Source organism: Comamonas sp. JNW (assembly GCF_003105075.1).
GTDB lineage: Bacteria > Pseudomonadota > Gammaproteobacteria > Burkholderiales > Burkholderiaceae_C > Comamonas > Comamonas squillarum.
In genome coordinates this window covers 37,516-56,630 of sequence record NZ_QETI01000009.1, presented here as the reverse complement: position 1 = coordinate 56,630, position 19,115 = coordinate 37,516, and the positions used below count along the sequence as shown (strand labels likewise).

General features: G+C 62.8%; 17 protein-coding genes. 9 read left to right on the top strand and 8 right to left on the bottom strand.

Annotated elements, in window-relative coordinates; genetic code table 11:
* Nucleotides 1-8 precede the first annotated feature (8 nt).
* From DCO45_RS14275 to DCO45_RS14235, 9 genes are all read left to right on the top strand, one after another.
* Nucleotides 9-554 (top strand): pilus assembly protein PilP, encoded by a 546-nt coding sequence (locus DCO45_RS14275; RefSeq protein ID WP_116926454.1) that lies wholly within the window; start codon nucleotides 9-11, stop codon nucleotides 552-554.
* On the top strand, nucleotides 551-2,668 hold the full coding sequence (locus DCO45_RS14270) for a type IV pilus secretin PilQ (protein ID WP_243419358.1): 2,118 nt from the start codon (nucleotides 551-553) through the stop codon (nucleotides 2,666-2,668). The genes DCO45_RS14275 and DCO45_RS14270 overlap by 4 nt, the downstream gene beginning before the upstream one ends.
* 21 nt (nucleotides 2,669-2,689) lie before the next feature.
* Entirely contained in the window at nucleotides 2,690-4,249 is a 1,560-nt protein-coding gene (locus tag DCO45_RS14265; RefSeq protein ID WP_116926452.1) for an Ig domain-containing protein, read from the top strand.
* 115 nt (nucleotides 4,250-4,364) lie between these two features.
* Nucleotides 4,365-4,922: a shikimate kinase gene (locus DCO45_RS14260; RefSeq protein ID WP_116926451.1), complete on the top strand. Its 558-nt coding sequence runs from the start codon at nucleotides 4,365-4,367 to the stop codon at nucleotides 4,920-4,922.
* Nucleotides 4,923-4,962: 40 nt separating this feature from the next.
* The gene (gene aroB / locus DCO45_RS14255) at nucleotides 4,963-6,072 is read left to right on the top strand and encodes a 3-dehydroquinate synthase (RefSeq protein WP_116926450.1); all 1,110 of its coding nucleotides are present in this window, start codon (nucleotides 4,963-4,965) and stop codon (nucleotides 6,070-6,072) included.
* Between the two features lie 25 nt (nucleotides 6,073-6,097).
* Nucleotides 6,098-7,297, top strand: coding sequence for a deoxyguanosinetriphosphate triphosphohydrolase (locus DCO45_RS14250; protein ID WP_116926551.1), 1,200 nt, complete (start codon nucleotides 6,098-6,100; stop codon nucleotides 7,295-7,297).
* A gap of 197 nt (nucleotides 7,298-7,494) precedes the next feature.
* Nucleotides 7,495-8,124, top strand: a complete 630-nt coding sequence (locus DCO45_RS14245) for a DUF1415 domain-containing protein (RefSeq protein ID WP_116926449.1) — start codon at nucleotides 7,495-7,497, stop codon at nucleotides 8,122-8,124.
* Nucleotides 8,125-8,129: 5 nt separating this feature from the next.
* On the top strand, nucleotides 8,130-9,011 hold the full coding sequence (locus DCO45_RS14240) for an SAM-dependent methyltransferase (protein ID WP_116926550.1): 882 nt from the start codon (nucleotides 8,130-8,132) through the stop codon (nucleotides 9,009-9,011).
* Between the two features lie 226 nt (nucleotides 9,012-9,237).
* A complete protein-coding gene (locus tag DCO45_RS14235) occupies nucleotides 9,238-11,271 on the top strand; it encodes a PhoX family phosphatase (protein ID WP_116926448.1) in 2,034 nt (677 codons plus the stop codon).
* A gap of 84 nt (nucleotides 11,272-11,355) precedes the next feature.
* Here DCO45_RS14235 and DCO45_RS14230 read toward each other — a convergent pair whose 3' ends face one another.
* The 8 genes from DCO45_RS14230 to DCO45_RS14195 all read right to left on the bottom strand — a co-directional run bounded on the left by DCO45_RS14230 (nucleotide 11,356) and on the right by DCO45_RS14195 (nucleotide 19,111).
* Nucleotides 11,356-12,354 carry a tripartite tricarboxylate transporter substrate binding protein gene (locus DCO45_RS14230; RefSeq protein WP_116926447.1) on the bottom strand — a complete coding sequence of 333 codons (999 nt, stop codon included), beginning with the start codon at nucleotides 12,352-12,354 and terminating at the stop codon, nucleotides 11,356-11,358.
* A gap of 238 nt (nucleotides 12,355-12,592) precedes the next feature.
* Nucleotides 12,593-13,927, bottom strand: a complete 1,335-nt coding sequence (locus DCO45_RS14225) for a TIGR00366 family protein (RefSeq protein ID WP_116926446.1) — start codon at nucleotides 13,925-13,927, stop codon at nucleotides 12,593-12,595.
* A gap of 66 nt (nucleotides 13,928-13,993) precedes the next feature.
* The gene (locus DCO45_RS14220) at nucleotides 13,994-14,743 is read right to left on the bottom strand and encodes an SDR family oxidoreductase (RefSeq protein WP_116926445.1); all 750 of its coding nucleotides are present in this window, start codon (nucleotides 14,741-14,743) and stop codon (nucleotides 13,994-13,996) included.
* Between the two features lie 20 nt (nucleotides 14,744-14,763).
* Nucleotides 14,764-15,060 (bottom strand): YciI family protein, encoded by a 297-nt coding sequence (locus DCO45_RS14215; protein ID WP_116926444.1) that lies wholly within the window; start codon nucleotides 15,058-15,060, stop codon nucleotides 14,764-14,766.
* A 75-nt stretch (nucleotides 15,061-15,135) separates the two neighbouring features.
* Complete coding sequence (locus DCO45_RS14210) at nucleotides 15,136-16,194, bottom strand: cyclase family protein (RefSeq protein ID WP_116926443.1); 1,059 nt, start codon at nucleotides 16,192-16,194, stop codon at nucleotides 15,136-15,138.
* 81 nt (nucleotides 16,195-16,275) lie between these two features.
* The gene (gene pcaD / locus DCO45_RS14205; RefSeq protein WP_116926549.1) at nucleotides 16,276-17,073 is read right to left on the bottom strand and encodes a 3-oxoadipate enol-lactonase; all 798 of its coding nucleotides are present in this window, start codon (nucleotides 17,071-17,073) and stop codon (nucleotides 16,276-16,278) included.
* 156 nt (nucleotides 17,074-17,229) lie between these two features.
* Entirely contained in the window at nucleotides 17,230-18,432 is a 1,203-nt protein-coding gene (gene pcaF, locus DCO45_RS14200) for a 3-oxoadipyl-CoA thiolase (RefSeq protein ID WP_116926442.1), read from the bottom strand.
* Nucleotides 18,433-18,469: 37 nt separating this feature from the next.
* Nucleotides 18,470-19,111: a 3-oxoacid CoA-transferase subunit B gene (locus DCO45_RS14195; RefSeq protein WP_116926441.1), complete on the bottom strand. Its 642-nt coding sequence runs from the start codon at nucleotides 19,109-19,111 to the stop codon at nucleotides 18,470-18,472.
* Between the last annotated feature and the right edge of the window lie 4 nt (nucleotides 19,112-19,115).

The window sequence follows — 19,115 nt, the reverse complement described above, 5'->3', positions numbered from 1 at the left end:
GGTGGGATATGCATACTTTGTCTAAATGGATAGGCGCTGCGCTGGCGGTGTCGCTGCTGGCAGGCTGCAGTGACGAAGGCGACGACCTGCAGCAGTGGATGCAGCAGGAGCAGGCGAGCACCCGACCTTCGGTCAAGCCCATCAGCGCCCCCAAAGAGTTCGTGCCGCAAGGCTATCTGGCCAGTGCGACGCTTGATCCTTTCAGCAAGGAACGCTTGGCAGCCCTGTTGGGCGGCAGTCCAAGCGCGCCAGCAACCATCTCGGATGCGCTGGTGGCGCCCGAGCGTGCGCGGCGCAAAGAGCAGCTCGAGTCGTTTCCGCTCGACACCATTTCCATGGTGGGCTTCTTGAAAAAGGGTGCGCAGGACGTTGCGCTGGTCAAGGCCGATAGCCTGATCTACCAGGTCAGCAAGGGCATGTACATGGGCCAGAACTACGGAAAGATAAAAAGCATCAGCGACAGCGCCATCACCCTGCGGGAGATTGTGCAAGATGGTGTGGGTGAATGGATAGAGAGAGATGCAGTGCTCGAGCTGCAGGAGGCCAAAAAATGAAGAAATTCAGTGTACTTATCCCTTTGATGGCCATGCTGCTGCCATCCTGGGCGCTGGCACAGGGGCGTATCAACAAAGTCTCGACCCTGGTGCGCGATGGCGTGGAAATGGTCAAGATCGAGACCGACGGTGCGCCGCTGGTCTTGCCCGAAACCTTCAGCATCCAATCACCCGCACGCGTGGTGCTGGACCTGCCAGGGTTCAAAAGCGCGATGCCCAGCAACCGGGTAGAGCTCAACCAAGGCAATTTGCGTTCCTTGAATGTTGTCGAGACGGATACCAAGGCCCGTGTGGTGCTGAACCTCAAGGAGAGCACCAGCTACAAGACCGAAGTGAGCGGCAATGAGTTGCTGGTGGCGCTGGAACCTGCTGCCAAGGCGGTCGCCAGTGTCAATGCGCAGAACACGCAGTTTGCCGAAGATGGCAATAACTATTCGCAGCCGCTGTCGGATCTGGATTTTCGCCGTGGTACCGATGGTGCGGGCCGTCTGGTGATCTCCTTGCCGAACAACAAGGTGGGCGTGAATATCTCCAAGCAAGGCGATGGCCTGACCTTGGAGTTGCAGCATACCCTGCTGCCCGAGGCGCTGCGCCGCAGGCTTGATGTGGCCGACTTTGGCACGCCAGTGGGCATGATCTCGGCACGCCAGGCTGGCAGCACCGTGTTTGTGCAGTTGAAAAATGCGGGTGAGTGGGAACACAGTGCCTACCAAAGCGACAACCAGTTCGTCGTCGAAGTGCGCCAGCGCAAGACTGATCCGAACAAGCTGGGTTCATCAGGCACCTTCACTGGTGAAAAGCTGTCGCTGAGCTTCCAAAATATCGAAGTGCGCTCGCTGTTGCAGGTGATTGCTGACTTCACCAACTTCAATATTGTGACCTCGGACACCGTCAATGGCGCGTTGACTTTGCGTTTGAAGGATGTCCCCTGGGACCAAGCCTTGCAGATCATCCTGGATGCCAAGGGCCTGGGCATGCGCAAGTCCGGCACGGTTCTGTGGATTGCGCCCAAGGATGAAATCGACGAGCGCATCCAGAAGGACTTTGATGCGGTTGCCAAGCTCGAAGAAAAGACGCCGCTGCAGACCCAGTCGTTCCAGCTCAACTATGCCAAGGCGACCGAGCTGCTCAAGCAAATTACCAGCAACTCCGGCGGTGGCGGAGGTACTGGCGGCACCCAAAGCCGTTTCTTGACGGCCCGTGGCTCGGCCATTGCCGAGCCCCGCACCAACCAGCTGTTCATTACGGATATTCCTGCCAAGTTGGAAGAGTTCAGACGCTTGCTCGTGACCTTGGATATCCCCGTGCGCCAGGTGCTGATCGAGGCGCGGATTGTCGAGGCGCGCGACACCTTTGGACGTGCGCTGGGTGTGCGCCTGGGCGGTGGCGATATGCGCGCTGCCAATGGGGGTGATGGTGGCTACAGCATTGGGGGCGGCAACCGCGTGGGCTTTGGCACCAGCTATGACAATGCGGTGGGAACCACGGGTATGGGTGGTACTAACACCTCCAACGGTAGCTTTGTCAACCTGCCTGCCGTGTTGTCCACCGGTGGTGGCAGTGGCTCCTTCGCACTGTCGATTTTCAACTCGGCGGCCAATCGCTTTTTGGCGTTGGAGTTGTCGGCCATGGAAGCCGATGGCAAGGGCAAGATTGTCTCCAGCCCACGCTTGATCACGGCCGACCAGACCAAGGCGCTGATCGAGCAAGGGACGGAAATCCCGTACCAGAACTCTGCACAAAACGGTGCGACCACGGTGGAATTCAAAAAGGCGGTGTTGAAGCTTGAAGTGGTGCCCCAGATCACCCCTGAAGGCAGCATCATTCTGGACCTGGATGTCTCCAAGGACTCCCAGGGGGCGAATACCTCTGCGGGCCCGGCGATCGATACCAAGCACATCAAGACCCAAGTCTTGGTGGAAAATGGCGGTACCGTGGTGATTGGCGGTATTTTCGAGCTCTCGGAGACATCGACCACCAACAAGATTCCTTTGTTGGGCGATGTGCCGGTGCTGGGCAATCTGTTCAAGAGCAATGTTCGAGAATCGGAAAAGCGCGAGATGCTGGTGTTCATCACTCCAAAGATGATTTCAGACCGCGGTGAAATGCGTTAATTAAGATTGATAGGGAGAGCTATGAGAAATTTGTTGAAGCCCTTGGTGCTGGTGGCGCCACTGTTGTTGGCCGCCTGTGGCGGCGGCGGTGGTAGCGGTGGTGAAGCGCAACTGCAGTACAGCATCAAGCTGACGTCTTCCAAGACAACGGTGCCAGTGAATGTTGGAAGTAGCTTGCCGGGCTATTCCAATGGTGATTACTACCCGTACATGTCGACCCTGTACATCCAGGCCAACGCAGGCAGTAATCCCATTCCAAACCAAGAAGACGGGGCTTTTTCCTGCAACATCACCTCGGGTCTGGACTCCGGCGCGCTTTACTACCTGGATGGTAAGGATGAGCATACCGTTGAGATTCCATCTGGAACCGGGACTGTCAAGGTTCCAGGTGCTTACCGCAATATCACCCTGGGCTCCAACGCCGGTGGTGCGTCGTTCCATATCATCTCGCACGACATTGCCGGAGAAGTCACCGTACAGTGCAGCGTGACCGATCCGCGTGACAACAAGGTCTACACCGACCGCGCAACCGTGAAGGTTGGCGGCGGCAGCACCGCAACGCCAGCGACAGTCACGTTGACCAAGGATGCCTCCTATGTCGGCTCGCGTGACAATGTGAACAACATCCCCAACAGCGTGGTGGTGCAGGCGATCCTCAAGAACGACAATGACCAGCCCGTGAGCAGCTCGGGCAATGCCAACCTGCAGGTCAGCATTGTTCCCAATGCCGCATCCGACGGCGCTCGGTTGCTGGCCGGTGGCCAGACCAACAGTGGTTCTATCCAGATCAGCACCGTCAATGGCGTAGGCCAGTTCTCCGTGGCCAGCGGTCCTGCTTCGGGCTCCCTGCTGCTGCGTTTGACAGTCGACCGCGCTGACAATGACCTGACCAATGGCATCCAGCAACCCATCACTCAGTACGCTGTGATTCCCGTTGTGCATGCGATTGCCTCCAGCGCACTGAGCATTCCTGAGTCAGAATTGGCCCAGACGGTGCAGAATGCCGAGCCCTATTCTCATGCCCTGGTTGTAGAAGGTGGTGTTGCTCCTTTCCTGTGGTCCACTACTTCGACCCTGCCCACAGGTCTGAGTCTGAGCTCGGATGGCCTGATTTCCGGCACACCGAATGTCAAGGGCCCTGGCGCATACACCGTGGTGCTGAATGTGCGCGATGCCAACGGCGCTACTGCACGTCAAACCCTGGTGCTGACCGTAGTGGGTAACCTGCCAGACAACCCAGTTGCCTTCACCATAAACGGTTGCACCGGCTCGTCGACTTCGCCTTGCCCGATTGCCTCTGTGGAAGTGGGAACCTCCTACACCTACACCTTCTCCGCGACTGGTGACAATGTGACCTGGGTTCTGGAAGGTGCGCCTAGCTGGTTGCAAGTGGTGGGTCAAGGCACGACTGGTCGCATCGCGTCGGGTGCACCCTTGACTTGTGCAGATGTAGCTACCTACCGCATGTTTGTAACGGCGAAGAACGCGACCAATTCGGTCAGTCGAGAAGTGACCTTCCGTGTCACTGACACAGCTGGCACCTGCACGCCAACGACACCAACGCCCGGCGCGACATCCTGATCGCGTTGATGTAGACCCCTGACCGGGTCTGCCCAAAAACCTCCGGCACCCCCGGAGGTTTTTTTATGCCCGCCATTGCCCTATCATGTGCAGTCCGTTTTCAGGATCTAGCGCGATGGCACCTTCCGTGTGTTTGATTGGGCTGCCCGGCAGTGGGAAATCCACCATCGGCCGGCAGCTGGCACGCCTTTGGGGTGTGGATTTTGTCGATTCCGACCATGTGATCGAGGCGCAACTGGGCTGCACGATCAAGGAGTATTTCTCGGTCCATGGCGAGCAGGCTTTTCGGGATGTCGAGGCCCAGGTGATTGCCGCGCTTGCGACACGGGAGCGGGCCTGCATTTTGTCCACCGGCGGCGGCGCGGTGCTGCGGCCAGAAAACCGCGCGGTGCTGCATGCCCACACAACGGTGTTCTACCTGCATTCCAGCCCCGAAGACATTGCCCGGCGCCTGCGCAACGATACCGGGCGCCCCTTGCTGCAAGGCGATGACACGCTCAAGCGCCTCAAGGACCTGCTGGCCGTGCGCGCGGCCCTGTACGAAGAGACGGCGCATTTCACGATAGACACCTTGCGTTGCGGCACCGGCCAGGTGATGCGCAAGGTCAGCATGCAGGCCGAGCTCGCTGGCTTGGTGCCTCAGTTGGGCGCGAATCTGGCAACTCCCCGATAATGGGCGGGCGAACCCGTACAACTTCCCGACGCAAACACCTGTGACCGACACTGTTCATATTGATCTGGGCGACCGCTCCTACCCCATCCTGATTGCTGCTGGCTTGCTCTCCCAGGCGGACACCTTTGCGCACTGCCCCAAGGCTTCGCAGGCGCTGATCGTCAGCAACGACACGGTGGCCCCGCTCTACGCCCGCCAGCTGCAGGCTGCGCTGGCGCCGCACTACCCCAAGGTGGAGCTGGTGGAGCTGCCCGATGGCGAGGCGCACAAGAACTGGACAACCCTGCAAGGCATCTTTGATGCACTGATGCACAACGGCGCCGACCGCAAGACGGTGCTGTTTGCGCTGGGCGGCGGTGTCGTGGGCGATATGACCGGCTTTGCCGCTGCCAGCTTTATGCGCGGCGTGCCCTTTGTGCAGGTGCCCACCACCTTGCTGTCGCAGGTCGATTCGTCTGTCGGCGGTAAGACCGGCATCAACCACCCGCTGGGCAAGAACATGATCGGCGCCTTCTACCAGCCCCAGCTGGTGGTCTGTGACCTGGACACCTTTGACACCTTGCCCGCACGCGAGCTGAGCGCTGGCCTGGCCGAAGTCATCAAGTACGGCCCGATTGCAGATATGGCCTTTATGGATTGGCTGGAGGCCGAGATGCCTGCGCTGATTGCGGGCGACAAGCGCGCATTGGCCCATGCGGTGCGCCGCAGCTGCGAGATCAAGGCCGATGTGGTATCCAAGGACGAGCGCGAGGCAGACCTGCGTGCCATTTTGAACTTTGGCCACACCTTTGGCCATGCGATCGAAGCCGGCATGGGCTATGGCGTCTGGCTGCATGGCGAAGGCGTGGGCGCCGGCATGGTGATGGCTGCCGAACTGTCCCAGCGTCTAGGCCTGGTCGATGCGGCCTTTGTGCAGCGCCTGCGTGCCCTGGTGGCGCGTGCCGGTTTGCCGGTGCGCGGCGCCATTTTGGATGCTAATGACAACGCGGGCCGCTATCTGGAGCTGATGCGCCACGACAAGAAATCCCAGGCCGGTGCGATCCGCTTTGTGCTGATCGATGGCCCCGGCAAGGCTGTGGTGCGCGAGGCGCCTGATGCGCTGGTGCGCGAAGTCATCGACCTGTGCTGCGCCGGCGCAGTACAGGCCTGACCGGATGGACCGTCCCTCGCTGCTGATGCAGCCGGCCGAGTCCCAGCAGATCTGGACCGAGCTGGGCCTGGCGCCTTACGCCTGCTTCTCCCACCGAAGCCAGGGCCGTCTGCATGCGCAAGAGGCCGCGCCCACGCGCAGTGCCTTCCAGCGCGACCGCGACCGGATTGTCCACTCCACCGCCTTTCGCCGTCTGGTCTACAAGACCCAGGTCTTTTTGAACCACGAGGGCGACCTGTTTCGCACCCGCCTCACGCACTCGATCGAGGTGGCGCAGCTGGGCCGCTCGGTGGCGCGGGCGCTGCGCATCAATGAAGACCTGACCGAAGCGATCTGCCTGGCCCATGACCTGGGCCACACCCCTTTTGGCCATGCGGGCCAGGATGCGCTCAATGCCTGCATGCAGGACTTTGGCGGCTTTGAGCACAATATGCAAAGCCTTCGCGTGGTCGATACGCTCGAAGAGCGCTACCCGGACTACAGCGGGCTGAACCTCTGCTTTGAGACCCGGGAAGGGATTTTGAAGCACTGCTCGGCCAAACACGCGCGCCAGCTGGAGCAGCGCGAGCCCGGCGGCGTGGGCCAGCGTTTTTTGCTGGGCCACCAGCCGGGGCTGGAGGCCCAGCTGGCCAATCTGGCCGATGAGATTGCCTACAACGCCCATGATGCGGACGACGGCGTGCGCTCGGGCCTGATCAGCCTGGAGCAGCTGATGGGCGTGCCGCTGTTTGCCCGTTATGCCCAGGAGGCGCTGGCCGAGTATCCGCAGCTGCAGGAGCCGCGCTGGCAGCGCAAATGGCTGTATGAGGCCACGCGCCGCATGCTCAGTGAGCAGATCTACGATGTGATCCGCCACACCAGCGCCGGCCTGCAGGCCGCGCAGCCCGCCGATGTGGATGCTGTGCGCCAGCTGCCCGCGCTGGTCGGTTTCAGCAGCACGATGGCGGCCGAGTCGGCCGAGCTCAAGCGCTTTTTGTTCAAGAACCTGTACCGCCATCCGCAGGTGGTGCAGACCACCGGGCAGGCCAAGGTCGTCGTGCGCGAGCTGTTTGACATCTACCTGGCCGACCCCGCGCAGATGAAGCCGCGCTTTGCCGCCCGTGCGGCCGGTTTGGAGCAAGTCGCTTGCGCCCGCGTGGTGGCCGACTTTATTGCCGGCATGACCGACCGCTATGCATTGCGAGAGCATGAACGCCTGACGGGCCAGCGCGTTCTGGTGCCCTGATGGCGGGCCCCGGCACGGTGGGCATGGTGTAGCGCGGCAGGTGGCAAAGCCAGCCTCGCTACAATGGCAGGCCCAGCGTCAGCCTCTGCCGCCTGCGGCCCTGCGCCGCTCTGGCGCCAAGCGCCCGCCCCTTTGCAGGGTGAAGGCCCGCAGACAGCCCCCGCTGGCCACCCATAACTCCACCAGAAAGCCCCACGATGACCGATACCCATGCTGCGCCCGCGCCTGCGGATGAGGCCTTGCACCAAGTGGTGATCGCCGACACCGTGAACTGGCTGGAAAAGGCCGTCATTGGTTTGAACCTTTGCCCCTTTGCCAAGGGCGTGCATGTCAAGGACCAGATCCACTATGTGGTGAGCGATGCGCAGGATGCCGAAGCGGTCGCGCACGACCTGCACCGCGAGCTCGAAGCGCTGGCCGAAGCCAACCCCGACAAGCGAGACACCACCTTGCTGATCCTGCCCCAGGCTTTGCATGATTTTCTGGATTTCAATGATTTCCTGGAGATCGCCGACGAAATGATCGAAGAGCTGGATCTGGGCGGTATCTTGCAGGTGGCGTCCTTCCACCCCCTGTTCCAGTTCGAGGGCACCACCATCGATGATGTGACCAACTGCACGAATCGCTCGCCGTACCCGATCCTGCACCTGCTGCGCGAGGAGAGCATCGACAAAGCGGTGGAGGCCTTTCCCGAGGCGGATGCGATTTATGAAAAGAACATGGACACGCTCGATGCGCTGGGCCTGGAGGGCTGGCTGGATCTGGGCGTGGGCCCACGCTGCCCCTTTCCGCACCCAGGCGCTGCCAGCGACAAGGCCAAGGAATGAAAACGATGAAAGCACCGCGCGCCGCAGGCCGTGGCACCACCAAGCCCGCCGCCCCCGATGTTGCCCAGCAGCTGGAGCTCAAGCCCGGCCAGTCGATTGAACTGCTCAAGGCGCTGCACATCCTCACGCGCGATGGCAAGCTCAACCAGGATTCACGCCGCAAGCTCAAGCAGGTCTACCACCTCTACCAGTTCATCGAGCCTTTGCTCACCGAGCTGTCGGCGCAGGACCACCCGGTCAGCCTGGCCGACCATGGCGCGGGAAAATCCTACCTCGGCTTTATCCTCTACGACCTGTTTTTCAAGAACCTGGGCCGTGGCCATATCTACGGCATCGAAACCCGTGCGCCTTTGGTCGAGGCCTCGCAGCAGTTGGCCGCCGACCTGGGCTTTGACCGCATGTCGTTTCTCAACATGTCGGTCGCGGATTCGACCCGCACCGATGCGGTGCCCGAGCGCTTCGATGTGGTCACCGCACTGCATGCCTGCGATACCGCCACCGATGACGCCATTGCTTTTGGCCTGGAAAAGCAGGCCCGCGCGATGGTGCTGGTGCCCTGCTGCCAGGCCGAAGTGGCGGCCTGCCTGCGCCAGAATAAGGCCATGAGCCTGTCGCGCACTCCGTTGGCAGAACTCTGGCGCCACCCCATCCACACGCGCGAGATGGGCAGCCAGATCACCAATGTGCTGCGCTGCCTCTACCTGGAAAGCCAGGGCTACCAGGTCACCGTCACCGAGCTGGTCGGCTGGGAACACAGCATGAAGAACGAGCTGATCCTTGCCAAGTACACGGGCCAGAAAAAACGTGCGGCGGCCGAGCGGCTGCAGCAGCTGTTGGTCGAGTTCGGTCTGGACCAGTCCTTGCAGCATCGCTACCGGATGGATTGAACATTGGCATCAGCTGGGCTGGGCGGGAGTGATGGGTGCTGAACCAAAAGCCCTGGTAGCGCCCGCCAGCAGCCTTGGCGCTGGCCTTCGTTGCCGGCTTATAACGCACAAACGTATCGCTTCCATGACGGCGCCGTGACGTCATCGGATATTCATGGAGCCGTCATTTCTGCTTTCTAGACTGGGCCTTCCCTCAGGCAGTCCCACCATCAGGAGAGTCCCAGCGATGAGCAAATCCATTTCCGACAAAGTCGTCCGCAACACGGAAGGCAACACCCCTTTCAGCACCATCCTTGAAACGCATATGTCGCGCCGCCTGGTGATGCGCGGCAGCCTGGGCTCGGCCCTGGCGCTGTTTGCCGGGGCCAGCATCTCCGCCTGCGGTGGCGGCAGTGATGGCGATGATGACAAGGCCGTCAAGCTGGGCTTTGCGTCGCTGCCCAATTCGATGACGGATGCCTGCGTGGTGCCCGCCGGCTATGTGGCCTCGGTCATCGGTGCCTGGGGCACGCCGCTCAACGACCAGGCAGCGCCCTGGAGCAATGAAGGCCGCAACACCTCGCAGGATCTGCTGCATTCCACCGGCATGCACCATGACGGTATGCACTACTTCCCGCTGGCCGGCAGCTCCAGCGAAGGCCTGCTGGTCGTCAACCACGAATACATCGACGAGAAGGCCTTGCATCCCAACGGCCCCACCTCGGTGGGCGGCAAGCGCCCGGCTGAAGAGGTGCGCAAGGAGGTCAATGCCCATGGTGTCGCCGTCATGCATGTGCGCAAGCAGGGCAGCCAGTGGGAGATCATCCAGAACTCGCGCTACAACCGGCGCTTTACCTCGGCCACGCCGATGAACCTGTCCGGCCCTGTGGCGGGCACCGACTGGGTCAAGACGCCGTTCTCCACCGCGGGCACGCAGGTGCGCGGCACCAACAACAACTGTGGGAATGGCACCACCCCCTGGGGCACCTACATCACCGCCGAAGAAAACTGGGCCGCCTGCTTTGTCAACACCGGCGAGCAAACCGCCGCGCAAAAGCGCGTGGGCGTGCAGGCCAAGCTGGGCCGCTACCAGTGGGAAACGGCCGCTGGCGATGCGACTGAGCAGCAAGGCGAATTTGCCCGCTTCAACATCACCGCCACTGGCGCCGATGGCCTGCAGGACTGGCGCAATGAGGTCAACGGCTTTGGCTACCTGGTCGAGATCGATCCCTATGACCCCGGCAGCACGGCGACCAAGCGCACCGCGATGGGCCGCTTTGCCCACGAAGGCGCTGCCTACGGCATCCCGGTGGCTGGCAAGCCGCTGGCCTTCTACAGCGGCGATGATTCGCGCTTTGAGTACATCTACCGCTTTGTGTCCGAAGCGCTGTGGGACCCCAAGGATGCCGAGCGCAGCGACCGCATTGCCGTGGGCCACAAGTACTTGGACAAGGGCACCTTGTATGTGGCGCGCTTTGATGCCGAAGGCAAGGGCGAATGGCTGGCGCTGACTCCGGCGACCAAGGGCAAGGACGGCCGCAGCCTGGGCGAGGCCTTTGGCAATATCGATGCCATCCTGATCAACACGCGCGGCGCGGCAGATTTTGTCGGTGCCACCCCGATGGACCGTCCCGAGTGGACCGCTGTGCACCCCAGCAATGGCGATGTCTACCTGACCCTGACCAACAACACCAGCCGCAATGCCGAGCGCGGCACCAACCCGGCCAATCCGCGCCTGAACAATGTCAACGGCCACATCGTGCGCTGGCACGACGATGCTGGTGCCAACACCTTCCGCTGGGACATCTTTGTGTTCGGCTCGGACGCGGCGGGCAATGCCGACACCAACCGCTCGGGCCTGACCGAGATGAACCAGCTGGCCAGCCCTGATGGCATTGCCTTCGATGACCGCGGCATTCTGTGGATCCAGACCGACAACGGCATCGATGGCGGCCGCAACAATGCCGTCGCCAAGGCCACCAATGACCAGATGCTGGCCGTGGTGCCCGGTGCTATGAAGGATGCCAAGGGCACGGGCCCGGTCATCAATGCGGCCAACCAGGCCGAGCTGCGCCGCTTCTTTGTCGGCCCCAACGAGGCCGAGATCACCGGCTTTGCCTATACCCCCGACCACACCAGCATCTTCCTCAACATCCAGCACCCGGTGAACTGGCCTGCCTATGGCACGGCCGATGCCACCCGCGCGCCCGATGGCAAGGTGCGCCCACGCTCGTCGACGGTGGTGATCCAGAAGGTGGACGGCGGCCCGATCGGCGTCTGATACTTTAGCCGCGCTGCATAGAAAAAGCCGCCGGTCCTGGGCATCCAGGGTCGGCGGCTTTGGTTTGGGCGCTTGTTGTGTTAATCAGCCTGCGGTCGCGCCCGAGGTCTTCACCACTTGCTTCCACTTCTCGTTTTCAGCAGCGATGAACTTGCCAAATTCCGCTTGCGATTCGGTCACCACTTCGCCGCCCTGGTCACCAATCTTTTTGATCACGTCAGGCTTTTGCAACACCTTGATGATCGCGGCATGCAGCTTGGCCTGCACATCGGCGGGCGTCTTGGTGGGGGCGAAAAGACCAAACCAGGAGGTGGCCTCGTAGCCCGGCACGCCCGCTTCGGCAACGGTAGGCACATCGGGCAGCTCGGGCGAGCGCTTGGCGGTGGTCACGGCCAACGGGCGCAGCTTGCCCGAGCGCACATGCTGGATGGCCGAGGGCATGTTGTCGAACATGATCGCAATCTGGTTGCCCAGCAGGTCGGTCACGGCCGGCGCGCTGCCCTTGTAGGGGATGTGGATCATGTCGACCTTGGCCATCATCTTGAACAGCTCACCGGACAGATGGATGGAGCTGCCGCTGCCCGAGGAGCCAAAGTTCACCTGGCCGGGATGGGCCTGGGCGTAGCTGATTAGCTCCTTGACGTTCTTGAAAGGCTGGGCGGGATTGGCCACCAGCAGGTTGGGCACATTGGCCACGCGGGTCAGCGGCGCGAAGTCCTTGTTGGGGCTGAAGGGCATCTTCTTGTAGAGCCATTCATTGATCGCGTGGGTGCCCACGGTGCCCATGAAGATGGTGTAGCCGTCAGCAGGCGCACGTGCGGCAAACTGCCCGCCGATATTGCCACCGGCTCCGGCACGGTTGTCGATGATGACTGGCTGGCCCAGCTCCTCGCCCAGCGACTGGCCGACGATGCGGGCCAGGATGTCGGTGGTGCCGCCGGCCACAAAGGGCACGACCATCGTGATGGGTTTGTTGGGGAAGGCCTCTGCCGCAAAGGCAGCAGGCATGAGGGCTGCCCCCAGGCTGGCAGCGGCAATGGCTTGCAGCACGGTGCGGCGGGCGTTGAGGCGGATGGTGTTCATGGGTATCTCCAAAGCAAAGTGAAAAAGGCTGCCACTTGTTTTGTCAGTGCTTGTGGGGTCTCGCGTGACAGCCGGAGGAAGGGAAGGCCTGGCCTGTTGTTCTGAGCCGCTAACACGGCCCAGAAAACCGCAGGTTTGCGATTGAGGCTTGGCGCCCCCGACGAGGCGTCAAGCCGCAGGCATTACAGGCGTAAGACAAGGCTTGGCAACGACGTATCAAGGGTTGTGTTAGCGGCGTTTATGGCCAGAAGAGGGAGGAGCCGATATAGATGGCCCCCACGACAAACATCGAGACCACGGTGTAGCCCATGATGTCCTTGAGTTTGAGCTTGGACAGCGCCAGCGCCGGCAGGATCCAGAAAGGCTGCACCAGGTCGTTCCAGCCATTGCCCAGCATCACCGACATGGCGGTGTGGGCCTGCGATGCGCCCAGGGTCTTGGCCGCTTCAATCATGAACGGGCCTTGCAGCACCCAGTGGCCGCCGCCAGAGGGCGCAAAGAAGTTGATGAAGAACGAGCTCACCAGGCCCCACAGCGGCAGGGTGTAGGCGGTCGAGAAGCTCACAAACACATGGGCGATCGATTCGACCAGGCCCGAGGCATGCATGATGGCCATGATGCCGGCGTAGAACGGGAACTGCAGGATGATGCCGCCAATGGTCTTGACGCCTTCATTGACCTTTTCCACATATTTCATCGGCGTGCCCAGCAGCAAGATGCCCAGGAACAGGATGAAGAAATTGATCATGTTCAGATCGAGGCTGCCGTTTTGCATGAAGTGCATCGCCACGAAGGCCATGCCGGTCAGGCCAATCAGCCAGCTCAGGATGCGGCTGTTGTTCAGGCGACCGGCAAAGGTCTTTTCATCGCCCAACAGGTTGGCGGCCGACGCGCCCTTGGCCTCTTCGTTGCTGGCCAGTTCAGGGCTGATTTCGGTGACCTTTTCTCCGGCCTTGGGGTGCATCGCTGCATTGATCAGCGGCAGCACGATCAGCACGGCCAGGGCCGTGAGCAGGATGTGGGGCGAGAAGATGGTTTCGCTCAAGGGGATGATGCCCATCTGCTTTTCAAAGCTGTGGCCCTTGGTGGAGATCAGCACCGGGATGGTGGCCGACAGCCCCAGGCTGTACATCGTGAAACCCGTATAGGCCGAGGCGATGATCAGCGGGTAGTGCACGCCCTTGACGCGCAGGGCCAGCTTCTTGGCCATGATGCCGCCAATCACCAGACCAAAACCCCAGTTGAGGTAGCTGCCTACGCAGCCCACGACAGTGGCCATGATGATGGCGCCGCGCGGCGTGTTCACCAGGGCCGCGATGCGGTTGAGGAAACGGTCCACCACCGGCGCTGCGGCCAGCACATAGCCCATCACCAGAATCACCGCCATCTGGGTGGTAAAGGCCAGCAGACTCCAAAAGCCCTTGCCCCAGTCCTGCACTACCAGGTTGATGGGCCGGCTCTCTACGGCAAAGGCCAGCACCATGGTCAGCAAGGTGAGCAGGATCGCGAACACGAAGGGGTCGGGCAGATACTTGCGCATCAGCTCGGTGAAAAAAGCGGTGATTTTTGACATCAATGTCTCTTGTTATCGATGGAGGGAGCAAAGGTGGGCGTGTACCAGACACGCTCAGGAAAAAGGCTAGACCGGTGCCACGCCCACGGTCATGCCGCCGCAGACATAGAGCGCCTGCCCGGTGACAAAACCGCTGCGCTCGTCGAGCATGTAGGCCACGGCATGGGCCACGTCATCGGGCGTGCCCACACGCTTGACGGGCACGGACTGGATGATCTTTTGCGTGCGCTCGGCGCCCGGCGGGTTGGCCTTGTCAAACAGCTCGGTGCGGATGGGGCCGGGGCCAATCGCATTGGCGGTGATACCCCATTGGCCCAGCTCCAGCGCCCAGACGCGGGTCATGCCGATCAGGCCGGCCTTGGTCGCGGCGTAGGCGGTGCGCAAATCCTTGCCCAGAGCTGCGCGCGAGGACATGTTGACGATGCGGCCAAAGCGCGCCGCTTGCATGCCGGGCAGCAAGGCCTGCATGCACTGGAAGGCGCAGCGCAGGTTCAGCGATACGGCCAGATCAAATTCGGCCAGCGTCTGGCTGGCGGAGTCGTTGGGCACGACGATGCCAACGTTGTTCACCAGGCGGGTGATAGGGCCGCCAGCGAGCGCTTCGCCCAGCGCGCGCGCCGTGTCTTCGGCGCTGCTGAGGTCGGCCTGGATCGCGACAAAACCTGCCGGCACCTGGTCAATCTGGCGGTCGATGATGACCGGGTCGTAACCATCGGCGTGGCAGCGCAGCGCAGCGGCTGCACCAATGCCAGCGCCACCGCCGGTGATAAGCACGCGTGGGCGTGCGGAGGTCGATGGGGTCAATGGAGTGGACATAGCGGTTTCCAAGAAAGGCGTCACAGGCAGCACTGGCCGGCCACGTAGGCTTTGCGCCAGCGCGTGATGCGCACCTGGGCAAACAGATCGGCTTGGTAGAAGGGATCGGATTCGATAAAGGCCTGGGCTGCTTCGCGCGTGTCCAGGTCCACCACATAGAGGCCACCGCCCATGTCGCTGCCGTCGTCCTGCAGCTTGGCGCCGCAGGCCAGCAGCAGCTGGGCATTGCGCGCCAGAAAGTCTAGGTGTGCCGGGCGGTGGGCCTGGCGCACGGCCTGGTGCTCGGGCTTGTCGAAAGTCTCAATGATGTAGGGCATGGTGGCTCCGGGATAGGGCGCGGCAGGCGGGCGTTGGGCTGCTGCCGCAGTAATACGGTTGTCTGGATGCAGGTCTTAGACCGTGGCAATCGGGGTCACGGGCGAGGCAATGGCGCCGGGCAGGTTCAGCGGCGGGGCCGTCAGCAAAAAGCGGCTGCGCCCATGGGCGCGCAGCCACTGCGCCAGCGGCGTCAGGTGCCACAGCTCGCCCAGGTGCAGGCCCAGCTTGAACAGGCAGTGCTCATGCAGCGGCAACGCCGCGCAGCAATCGGCACCGGGCTGGGCCGGGTGGGCTTCGACGGCATAGTTGTCGGCGGCAATCACGGCGATCTGGCTGTCGCTGATCCACTGCAGCAGCTTCTCGTCGCGGCCATTGAGCACCGCGCAGCTGTTGTTCAGCACCACCGGATCGGGGTTTTTCTGCATCGCCAGCACGGCCTGGGCAAAGCCGGTGTGCAGGCAGAGCATGTCGCCGGGCTCGATCTCCAGCCGGTCAGCCTCGATCACGCGCATCCACTCGTCGTAACCGATCAGCGTGCGGGCATCGCCGTAGTGCGCATGCAGGTCCATCATCACGCCCCGGCCTTGCACGCCGTTCTGGGCCATGCCCTCGATGCCCAGCGCCTTGGCGCAGCTGGTGCTGCCGCTGCTCTCGGCCGTGGGCATGCCGGTGTCGCTGACCAGCAGCGGCCCCAGCACATCGCGGCCTGCGGCAAAGCCGTTGTAGTAGAGCGGCTCGGGCACGCCGTCGCCATTGGCATCGAACAGCTGGCCGGCATGGGCCAGGCCATCCCACTGGGTGGAGTACTGCAGCGACAGCACGGCCATGTCGTCCGACAGCACATCGGTGCGGCCGGGCTCCAGGTCGCCGAGCAGACAGTTGAAGTTGACCAGGCCCTTGCGCTGCAGGGGGCGCAGCACGGGTGGCTTGCGGTTGGGGTTGAGGGCACTGCCGCCGGGGTAATCGAGTGGCAGGCTGAGCGAAAAGCGCAGGCCTTCCTGCACCTCGGCCACGCCCTGGCGCACCTTGGCTGCTGTCAGCAGGTTGAGGCGGCCGAGTTGGTCATCGGGGCCGAAGTCGCCCCAGGTCGATCCTGCAGGGCGCTGCTTCCAGCGTGGATTGGCATCGGACATGCTTGTCTCCTTGGTTGAGGAAGGGCTGCAGCGGGCGGTTGTTATTGTCGGTACCCGTCTGCATGGTGTAAGGCAGCGGCCTCAGTGTTTTTGCAAAAAACTGCCCAGTGCCAGGTCAAAGGCCTGGGGCACTTCGAGGTTGGACAGGTGCGATGCCGGCACCGTCGCCAGCTCCGAGCCGGCAATGGCGGCATGCATAGCTTCGGCATCGGCCACCGTGGTAACAGGGTCGGCGCTGCCGCCAATCAGCAAGGTGGGGGTCTGGATGCGGGCGATATCGGCACGCAGGTCTTCGGCGGCCAGAGCCTCGCAGCAGCTGGCATAGCCTTCGGGGGCAATGCCGGCAATCCAGGCCTGGGCGGCCCGCACCACCTGGGGCTGGCTGGCGATAAAGCCTTCGGTGAACCAGCGGCTGGGCGATGAATCGGCCAGGGTCTGCATGGCTGCTGCGCCATTGGCACGCACCAGCGCGGCGCGGTCGCGCCAGCTGGCTTCGGCGCCAATCTTGGCGGCGCTGTTGGCCACGGTGATGCTGCGCATGCGTGCGCCGGCATGCACGCCCAGCCAGAGCCCTGTGAGGCCGCCCATCGAGATACCGCAGAAATGGGCCTGGTCAATGCCCAGGCTGTCCAGAATGGCCAGCACATCGCCGCCCAGTTGGGCGAACTGGTAGGGGCCAGGGCTCAGCACGCTGGCGCCGTGGCCACGGGTGTCATAGCGCAGCACGCGGTACTGGCTGCTGAAGGTGTGGGCCTGGGCATCCCACATGTCCAAGGTGGTGCCCAGCGAGTTGGAGAACACCAGCACCGGCGCGCCCTCGGGGCCTTGCAGATCGATGTTGAACATGCCGGTCGCAGTGGTGATTTGTTGTGTTGCCATGGCGTTCTGTCCTTCAAAAAATGCCCCTGCATCGCTGCGCGGGCGTGGCTGCGCCAAGGTGGGCGAGGCAGCAGCGCGGGTGTTTTGGGGGAGGATGGAGAGACGCGGGGGCAAGGCGCGGCCCTTGCAGGCCCGCGCTTGCCGCCGCTAGGGGCGTCAGACTTTTTCGAGGATCACGGCAATGCCCTGGCCCACGCCGATGCACATGGTGCACAGTGCGTAGCGGCCACCCAGTGCATGCAGCTGGTTGACGGCGGTGGTAGCGAGGCGTGCGCCCGATGCGCCCAGCGGGTGGCCCAGCGCAATCGCGCCGCCCCATTGGTTGACGCGCTGGTCGTCATCCGCAATACCCAGGTCGCGAAGCACGGCCAGGCCTTGGGCGGCAAAGGCTTCGTTGAGCTCGATGACATCCATGTCGGCCAAGCTCAGGCCGGCCAGCGCCAGCACCTTGCGCACGGCAGGGGCCGGGCCAAAGCCCATGATGCGCGGTGCCACACCGGCCGTCGCCATGGCCACCACACGGGCGCGCGGGGTCAGTCCGTATTGCTGGGCGGCTTCTTCATTGGCCAGCAGCAGGGCGCAGGCGCCGTCGTTCACGCCCGAGGCATTGCCGGCCGTCACGGTACCGCCTTCGCGCACCACGCCCTTGAGCTTGGCCAGCGCTTCGATCGTGGTGGCACGGGGGTGCTCATCCTGGCTGATCACCAGTGCATCGCCCTTTTTCTGCGCAATGGTCACGGCCACGATCTCGCGGGCCAGGTGGCCGGCGGCGATGGCCGCTGCGGCCTTTTGCTGCGAGGCCAAGGCCATGCGGTCCTGGGCGTCGCGTTCGATCTTGAAGTCGTCGGCCACGTTCTCGGCCGTCTCGGGCATGGAGTCCACGCCGTACAGCGCCTTCATCTGCTTGTTGACAAAGCGCCAGCCAATGGTGGTGTCGTAGACGGCATTGTTGCGGCTGAAGGCGGACTCGGCCTTGGGCATCACAAAGGGGGCGCGGCTCATCGATTCCACACCACCGGCGATCATCAGGCGTGCTTCGCCGGACTTGATGGCGCGGGCGGCCGTGCCCACGGCATCCAGGCCCGAGCCGCAGAGGCGGTTGACGGTGGCGCCGGGCACCTCGATGGGCAGTCCCGCGAGCAGGCTGGACATGCGGGCCACATTGCGGTTGTCTTCGCCGGCCTGGTTGGCGCAGCCGTAGATCACATCGGTCACGGCCGTCCAGTCCACACCGGGGTTGCGCTCCATCAGCGCCTTGATGGGCACGGCGCCCAGGTCATCGGTGCGCACACCGGCAAGCGCGCCGCCGTAGCGGCCAAAGGGGGTGCGCACGGCGTCGCAGATATAGGCGTTGGTCATGGTGGTCTCCTTGAATGAGTACAGATCGGCGCTGCGCTTAGAGCAGGCTCAGGCCAATCATTTTTTCGAGTTCGGCCTTGTCCAGACCGTCGACGGTGTCGATGAGCTTGAGGCCTTGGGGCGTGACCTCGATGGTGGCCACGTCGGTGTAGATGCGCTTGACGCAGCCAATGCCGGTCAGCGGATAGCTGCATTGCTTGACGATCTTGCTCTCGCCCTTCTTGGTCAGCAGGTCCATCATCACCCAGGTCTCTTTGGCACCAATGGCCAGGTCCATCGCGCCGCCCACGGCGGGAATGGCGCCGGCTTCACCGGTGCTCCAGTTGGCCAGGTCGCCGTTCTCTGCCACCTGGAAAGCGCCGAGCACGCAGATGTCGAGGTGGCCGCCGCGCATCATCGCAAAGCTGTCGGCATGGTGGAAGAAGCTGCCACCCGCCAGCAAGGTGACGGGCTGCTTGCCGGCGTTGGTGAGGTCATAGTCTTCCTCGCCAGCGGCGGGTGCCGGGCCCATGCCCAGGATGCCGTTTTCCGACTGCAGGATGACTTCGCGGTCCTGGGGGATGTGGTTGGCCACAGCCGTCGGCTGGCCAATGCCCAGATTCACGTAGGCGCCGTCATGGATGTCCTGCGCCACGCGGGCGGCCAGTTCGTCTTTCGTGCGTTTTTGGTAGCTGCTCATGGTC